This window comes from Cytophagia bacterium CHB2 (assembly GCA_030263535.1).
In the GTDB taxonomy this organism is placed as follows: domain Bacteria; phylum Zhuqueibacterota; class Zhuqueibacteria; order Zhuqueibacterales; family Zhuqueibacteraceae; genus Coneutiohabitans.
In genome coordinates this window covers 1-8,656 of sequence record SZPB01000279.1, presented here as the reverse complement: position 1 = coordinate 8,656, position 8,656 = coordinate 1, and the positions used below count along the sequence as shown (strand labels likewise).

Sequence of the window (8,656 nt, the reverse complement as noted above, 5' to 3'; positions counted from 1 at the left end):
CACAATCCGAGCGCGCGCTCGCACTCAATCAAGTCACAGCGGAAGTTGCGTTGAGCGATTCAACGCCGGAGGCCGGCGCGCTTGTCACGGCCACGATCAGCATTGATTCGCGCGATTTGCCCGCGGGCGACAATCGCGTCGCGGCTTATCAAGCCAAGCTGGAATGGAACTCCGGTGTTGTTCAATATGTCAGCCACACGGCTGGCCCCAGTCCGTGGAATTCTCCCACCGTAAATGCCGCGAATGCTGCCAGCGGAACCCTTGAGTGGAACCAGTTTGTGGCCGGAGGCATCGCACCGTCGAAATTCGTGATTTTGAACGTCAACTTCAGGGTCATCGGCGCGCCCAGCTCCGCAACAATCATTGATTTGAGTTTCCCGGGACTGATGACTTCTATCACAGGCAATTTGCTGCCCCTACTCGTAGTCAAAGATGCGTTCCTGCGCGTGCGCAATCATGCGCCGGTGATCGATCCAATTTCAAATGTGATCATGGACGCAGGCGCGATGCTCGATGTCAATGTCTCGGCTTCTGACACCGACGGCGATGGCATCACCTTGACGCCGAGCAATTTCCCCGGTTTTGTGAGCTTCATGGATAATGGTAGCGGTCAGGGCTTGATTCGCTTCATGCCGAGCCTTACAGATTTGGGGAATTATCTCAACCTGCAAGTCATCGCCACAGATAACGGCGTGCCCGCATTATCTGATACCGTTTCATTCAATCTCACGGTGAATCAGGCGAATCGGCCTCCGGTTTTGGATGAAATCCTCGATCAAACGATGGATGAAGGCAGCACGCTGAACGTCTCCATCATCGCAAAAGATGAAGATGGAAATAACGTGAGCCTGGTCGTCAACGGCTTGCCTGCTTTCGGCGTTTTTACCAACAATAACGACGGCACGGGCACAATTAATTTTCAGCCGGGTTTTACTGATGCCGGCGCCTACAATCTCGAGGTGATTGCTGCTGATGACGCAACTCCGGCGCTGTCGGATACTGTACGCTTTATTTTGACCGTGAATGATGTGAATCGCGCGCCGCAATTGCAGCCCATCGCCAATCAAATGGTAGATGAAGGCGCAATGTTGGAAGTGACTCTGGCAGCCTCTGATCCCGATAACGATAGCCTGTCATTTTCGATCAACAATTTGCCCGTCTTTGGCAGCCTTGTTGATCATCACAATGGCACCGCTACGATTCGTTTTGCGCCGGGCTTTACCGATGCCGGCGGCTACAATCTCGAAGTTATTGTGACTGATCATGCAGTCGCCGCTTTGACGGATTCCGGGGCTTTCTCATTAACCGTCAACAATGTGAATCGCTCGCCGCAATTGCAGCCTATTGCCAATCAAGTGATGGAGGAGGGCGCGATCCTGGAAGTCGCGCTCGCCGCGTCGGATCCCGACGGCGATAGCCTGTTCTTTTCGGCGGCGAATTTGCCCACATTCGGCAGTTTAATTGACAACCACGATGGCACGGGAATAATTCGCTTTGCGCCGAGTTTCGGCGATTCCGGCGAGTATGACAATATTATTGTCACCGTCACCGACAACGCCAGGCCCGGCAGTCTTTCCAAAACCGCGGCTTTTAAGCTGACGGTAAAGAACGTGATTGAGACGATTGTTTGTAACGTCGCCATCACTAGCCCGGACTCGGGCTTTGCCACATGTGATTCAACCGTCAAGGTTTGTGTTGTCACGGAAGCAAGCGGCGGCGTTGCGCCCATCACGAGCGTCTGCAAAATCAATGGGGTTGTTGTCAAAGATTCATGCGTTGTTGTGCCGCTCAAAGCGGGCAAAAATCTCATTGTTGCTGAATGCGTGTTCACCGATGCGGCGGGCGCGACTTGCACATCAATAGATTCCATTTCGGTTTATGCCAGCCGTCTGGCCAGTACTGTGACCATCACTTCGCCGGCGGACAGCAGCGCAATTTGCGCCTCTTCCATTAATGTCAGCGGAACGACAGCCGTAAGCGGTGGACTCGGCGCAGTGACGTCAACCTGCACAATCAACGGCAATCCCGTTGCGGTAAACGGTGGAGTGTTCGGCGCAACCGTGCAATTGCAGCCCGGCTATAATTTCATCATCGCCGAATGCACTTATCGCGACACCCTGGGTTGCACAACAGTGAGCGCCGATACGGTCGTCGTGCTTTCGGATACAACCGCACCAACCGCGACCTTCGATTTTACGCAACTCCCGCTTATCACCGGAGAAGCGGTTGACGAAGAAAGCGGTATTGCCAAAATCGAAGTTGTGGAAGTCAGAAACCGCGTCGTCATTATCGAGAATTTTACGCCGGGCGACAAGCGCGTGCGATTCCGCAGTGAGAGAACACAGCCGCAAGGCGCGTCCGGCTTCCTGCTCAAGCTTACCAACATGGCAGGCTGCGAGATTCTTGCGGATCCGATTTATTTGCGTCTCGATCCCAATCAAGGGCCGGCGCAATTCACTTTGCCGCCTGCCGATCGTTATCTGTATGTGGACAATCGCGGGTTGGAACGGATCTCCATGAAGATCAATCAACACGAAGTCAATTTGATTGCAGGCGCAGAAGGCAAGGGCCGCGATGGCAACACGTACTTTATGCCTGCTTTTGGCAAGCGCAGCATCGATCTGTTCGAGTATCTCGGCACGGGCGACAATGAATACGTGGTCACAGCCTTCGGCCCGGAAGATGCCAACGCCGATTTCCTGATCACGGATTTCAAGGTTGATGATACCGGCACTGGCGTGGCGGGCGGCCATCGCAATGACGATTCTGTTCCAACCGCATTCACGTTGGCGCAAAACTATCCGAATCCCTTCAATCCTGAAACGCGCATTCGTTTCGAAGTGCCGCAGGGTTGGACGGCGCCAGTCACCTTGCGCATTTTCAATGTGCAAGGCCAGCTTGTGCAAACACTGGTTGACGGCTTTATGCCGCCGGGCCAGCATACGGTGACGTGGAACGCAAGAACTGCCGGCGGACAAGCGGTGTCAACCGGCGTTTACTTTTATCAGATTCGCTCAGGTGATTTTGTCGCGGTGCGAAAAATGCTGTTGGAAAAGTAAACCTCGGCATAGTTGAAAAAGTCGGGTTTGGCCTCCACCAAATCCGACTTTTTTTGTTGCATGCTCAGCAAAATTTCTTAGAAGTGTTCAATGTTTTTGGGCGGTGTTTTTCACATTTAGACGCGCGTCCTCCCTCTCCTACCCGGACGCGGCTTTAATCTACTTTCAGCGATCACAATTTCGAGCATCCTTATTCAAATTCCTTCTGCGGCCAACGCGGACGGTTTTGTTTTTTATTTTTCAAAAACTAACGATTCAGAGTACTGTTCGAGCGCTCTTGTGTTTTCATCGTTGGAGCCAAACGTTGAAAAAGTGAATACATCATCTGAAAATTCACAGCGCCCGAGCGGTAGTTTCTGACAAATTGAACCGTAACTCAAAACTCATGGAGGGTAGACCATGTTCGCACAAAAGCAACGGCTGGCTGACAACGTTGGGCGTGGGAGTAAAACGCCTTTTGCCGCAAAAATTTGGATGCGTCTGAGCGCGTTTGTGCGCGGTGGCGCAGTTCTCAAATTAATGAGTAGCGCTTGCATTGTTGTTTTTTTGTGCATGCCAACCGTCTTTGCCGGCAGTCCGCACACGATTACAATCGACGGCAACAACGATTTTTCTGCGGATGAAGTTGTGGCAGGCACCAGCGGCAGCACCTGGTATTTCACATGGGATGCCAGTAATTTTTACTTCGGCGTCAATGCTGCGGATGTTGGTTCCGGCAGTTCAACCAAGTTTGTCCTTTTGTACCTCGATGCTGATCCGCGTCAAAATCCGCTGTCAGGCTACGGTACGTCCACGGGCGAGCTTTATAATACTCAACAGCCGGGCTTGCCTTTCAATGCCGATTATCATTTCCGTTGGAAGGCTGACAACTTGTTTACCGATTTGATGTCGTGGAACGGCAGCGGTTGGTTGGGCGGCAATAACAGCGGCGTGCAGGCTCTTCAAAGCGGCGCGTTCGTCGAATACAAAATTCCGCGCAGCAATCTCGGCAATCCTTCGCAAATTTACGTCTGCGGGGCGATGATCAACGAGCAAGGCGGCGTGGAGAGCACGTTCTTTATGACGCCGCAATCCAACGGGCCGGTGGGTTATGACAAAGATTTCACGCATTATTTTGGCTTTGCGCTGGTCGATAACCTCTCTCCTGATTTCACTGGAAACGAAGATACCTATCCCGTTGCCAGCATCGCTTCGGGCGATTACAACACAGGCTCGACTTGGACCGGCGGCGTTGCGCCGCATTCGAATTCGAACGTGCTCATTCAAAACGGCCATACAGTTTCCTTGGATGCCGGCGGCGAGGCCAAACACCTTACGATTATTGCCGGCGGCACATTCAACGGCAACGCAAACGAGTTGACTTTTGCAACGAATGCCATTCTCACCAACAACGGCACGTTCAACCCGGGCGCCAGTACGCTGAGTTTTGTCGGCTCCGGCGCGATCACGGGCGCGATTGATTTCAATACCGTGACGATAGCTGGCGGCGTTGACTTTGGCGCCAGCGCGACGGTCAACGGCACGTTGCGCCTCGACACCGGCGGGTATGTGAATATCAACGCGCCGACTTATGGTAACTCCTCTACCCTTCTCTACCATACCGGCGGCAGTTATAATGCTTCCACCGAATGGACAATAAATGCGGGAAGCGGTGTTGGCGTGCCGCACAACGTACAACTCTCGAACGGAACAACGCTGAACCTGCTTTCAGACAACCGCACCGCGCGCGGCACTGTCACCATCGACGCCGGCAATACGCTGAACTCCACCAATGGTATTCTCACCCTCGGCCGCGATTTCACCAACAACGGCGCATTCAGTCACAACAGCGGCAACGTCACATTCAATGGCAGCGGCTCTCGCAGTGTCACTGGCAATGTCACCACGAATTTCAACACGGTGACCGTCAATCTGAACGACGCGGGCAATATACTCGAAACACTCTCACCGATCACGATGGCCACAGATGGCCTGACGTTGTCGCAGGGAATATTTAAAATTTCCAGCGCGTCGACGATAACGCCATTTGCCGGCAATACCACGATACCGGCGACTGCCGGATATCATCTGAATCATGCTAACGCTAGTTCGAACTGGGGCAACTCCGGCTCGCTGACGTTGCAGGGAACGTTAATCATCGATGATGGCGAGATGACTGTAGGCAGCAGCTCCGGCAATGAACTGGATTTGAGTTCTTCATCTTCGGTTGCCACGATCAACGGCGGTACTCTTAAACTCGCGGGGCGAGTACGCGTTAGCGGCTCCGGCGCAGGCAACGGCTTGCTGATCAATGGCGGCGAAGTTGTCGTGACAACAGTTGGAAACGGGAGCAGCACGATAGCGGGATTCAACATGAATGCCACGGGCCGATTTATCATGACTGGCGGCGTCGTGACAATCGAACAAGCCAATAGCAGCAGCAGCAGCGGCGCAAGCGATGTTTTCATCGGCGGCGTCAGCGGCGCGGGCGCGAAAAATATCAGCGGCGGCACATTTCGTTTTGGCAACGCCTCGACAACCGCCGGCTCGGGCATGAGGCTCAACAGCCAGCTTGCGTTTTTCAATGTCACAATCGACAATGAAGCCGACGTAACTCTGCAAAACAACCTCACGGTGAACAACACGCTGACGTTTTTGAGCGGCAATATTAACACGACCAACCTTCTCAGCGTGACTATTCCCGCCGGCGGCGCGGTGGTTCGCACCAGCGGCCACGTTGCAGGCAATTTGCAGAAACACTTTGCACCCGGCTCAAACGTCATGCGCACGTTTGAAATCGGCACTGCCAGCGACTACGCGCCGGTTGATATTACCATCGCCTCCGTATTCGGCGGGGGAACAATGACCTTGCGAACCGTTGCCGGAGATCACCCGAATATCTCATCATCTGATTTTAACGCCGCCAAGAGCATCAATCGCCATTGGATCATATCCGCGAGCGGCCTTTCCATCACAACATACGATGCCACATTCCACTTTGCAAACAACGACATTGATGTGGGTGTGAATGCCAATGCCTTGAACGTGGGGCGATTTGCCGGCGGCTCGTGGACTTACCTAACAACGGGCGTACGCACGGCAACGAGTACGCAAGCCGTCGCTCTGGGAAACTTTGGCCAGTTTCAGGTTGCAGAGTTTAACACGCCCGATCTTATTGCCGACGCCGGCGTGGATAAAACGATTTGCTCAGGAGCCTCTACTGTCATTGGCGGAGCACCAACCGCGTCGGGAGGAACTTCGCCATACACGTATAGTTGGACTCCGATTGATGGCCTTGATGACGCGAATCTCGCTAATCCCACTGCCAGCCCAACCAGCACGACAACTTACACGGTTACCGTGACTGATGACAACAACAACACCGACATAGATGAAGTTGTTGTCACCGTGAATGCTACGCCCGTCGCCAACGCCGGCGCTGATCTCGCCACAACTTCTGGCGTTTCGGCAAAGCTCGGTGCGAATCCAACTGCCAGCGGCGCGGGCCCGTTCACGTACAATTGGAATCCCGCCGCTGGCCTCAACTCGATTACCGTTGCCAACCCAATTGCCACGCCGAGCAGCACCACCACTTACGAAGTCACCGTGGAAGATGCGAACGGTTGCATCGCTACGGATCAAGTCATGGTAAGAGCCGGCAATCTCGTCAACAGCCGCATCAAAGCGATTATCGGGCCAACGAATCTATATGATCCCGTGCTCAACCAAGTGCGCGCGGATATTGCCATCAAAAACATCTCCGGCGCGCCGATCTACGGGCCGCTTACCGCAGTATTCAGAACGCTCACTCCCGGCACGCCGACGATTACCATCCCGAATGCTGACGGCGGCGGAGAAGGCTTGGGCTGTTATTATGACTACAGCATGCTGCTGGGTCCCGATGGAGTTTTATCTCCCGGCGAAACCAGCGGCTACAAATTGTGGATCTTCCAAGAGCATGTCACCCCACCGGTGAGCTTCCGCTTCTTTGCCGATGTGATTGGCGACCTCGACGGCGTTCCGAAGGTTGCAGCGGATGAACAACCTTTGGCGCTGTCGTTTGATCTGCAAAACCACGCGGTGCAAGAGCATTCTGTTTCGAATCTAACCGACCATGTCGCAGAGATTCCCAAAACTTACGCTTTGCATCAGAATCATCCGAATCCGTTTAATCCCAGCACGACGATGCAATTCGACATGCCGGAAGCGGGCCATGTGACGCTGAAGATTTACAACAGCGTTGGCCAGCTCATAAAGCAAGTGGCAAGTGGCAATTATGCAAGCGGACGGCATAAGGTCGTGTGGGATGCGACGAATGATCACGGTGGGCAAGTGAGCACCGGCGTGTATCTGGCAGTATTCAAGGCCGGGAGTTTTCAGCAGGTGCGGCGGGTGTTGCTGATGAAGTGACAACGAATGAAGTCTGGCTTGCGCCCAACAAGTTTTCCAGATCGGCAAAACCCCGGCATGCAAGCCAGACTTCGCTCTGCCTTTTTGTTATTACTCACACAATCGCGATTGCGCGTATCTTAACGGCAAAGGAAGATACGCCCCCATGAATGCAATCGCGCTGTCTCGGCTTTTATCCTACGGCAATGAATCACCGCTGGACCGAATTTTGGCGGAGCTTTCACTCCCAGCAGTCGAGTGGCAGGAAATCCTGCGGCAATCCCGCCGGCATAGTGTTGCGCCGTTGCTGTACCATCGTTTGAAACAGGCTGATGCCGGCTCTGTGCTTCCGGTTGAGGTGTGGGGTAAGCTGCAATCACTGTATTTGCGCAGCGCGGCAATCAATGGCAGCTTGTATCGTGATCTCGCTGAAGCGCTCACGTGTTTGCAGGCCAGCGGCATTGCCGTGATCATCCTCAAAGGCGGTTATCTGGCCCGGCATGTTTATGACAACATCGCGTTGCGGCCGATGGGTGATTTCGATCTGCTGGTCAAAGAAGCTGATCTTCTGAGAGCCAATGATCTTCTGGTCGAACTCGGCTATCGCGTCAGTCGAAACGCCGACACAGAAGCGCTGATCGCAAAATACTATCACCTCCCGCCGCTCATCAAAGCCGGTAAGATACCTGCTAGCATCGAGCTGCATTGGAAATTGGAGAGGCCCTCGGCCCGTTTTGAGATTGACACCGAGGAGTTGTGGCGCCGGGCGCAGCCGGCTGCTTTCGGAGAAGCGCGCGCCTCAGCGCTTTGTCCGGAAGACTTGTTGCTGCATTTGTGCATACATGCTTCCTATCATCATCAATTCCGCTTCGGCTTGCGTTCGCTCTGCGACATCGCCGAAATCATTCGGCATTACCACAGCCGGCTTGATTGGGAGCAATTACGCGAGCGCGCTGAGGAATGGGGCGTGACAAAATGTGTGTATTTGACCTTGCGTCTTACTAACAAGCTTTTGGAAGCAAATGTACCGCACGACGTTTTGCAGCACCTCAGGCCTAAGGAACTGAGACACAGCTTCGTAGCCATGAGTGAGGCGTTTACGTTGGGAGATATTGGCGATCCGTTCATCTTTCGCAAGTTCGGTTCGCTTTGGAAAAACGGACGATGGCGGGATAAACTGATGATCGTGAAAAACAGCGCCCTGCCGGCGCAGAAGACGATGGCGAGAT

3 protein-coding genes are annotated in these 8,656 nt (G+C 53.8%); all 3 read left to right on the top strand.

Features of this window, described 5'->3' with window-relative positions; genetic code table 11:
• On the top strand, positions 1–3,059 hold a 3,059-nt coding region (locus tag FBQ85_21830), incomplete at its 5' end, for a T9SS type A sorting domain-containing protein (protein ID MDL1877780.1).
• Between the two features lie 399 nt (positions 3,060–3,458).
• A complete protein-coding gene (locus FBQ85_21825; protein ID MDL1877779.1) occupies positions 3,459–7,448 on the top strand; it encodes a hypothetical protein in 3,990 nt (1,329 codons plus the stop codon).
• A 145-nt stretch (positions 7,449–7,593) separates the two neighbouring features.
• Positions 7,594–8,656 (top strand): nucleotidyltransferase family protein (locus FBQ85_21820; GenBank protein MDL1877778.1); only part of this gene is annotated, 1,063 nt, incomplete at its 3' end.

What these genes read in the sequence shown, in the direction of transcription:
- FBQ85_21825 (MDL1877779.1), top strand. Translation starts at nt 3,459, where the DNA reads ATGTTCGCACAAAAGCAACGGCTGGCTGACAACGTTGGGCGTGGGAGT.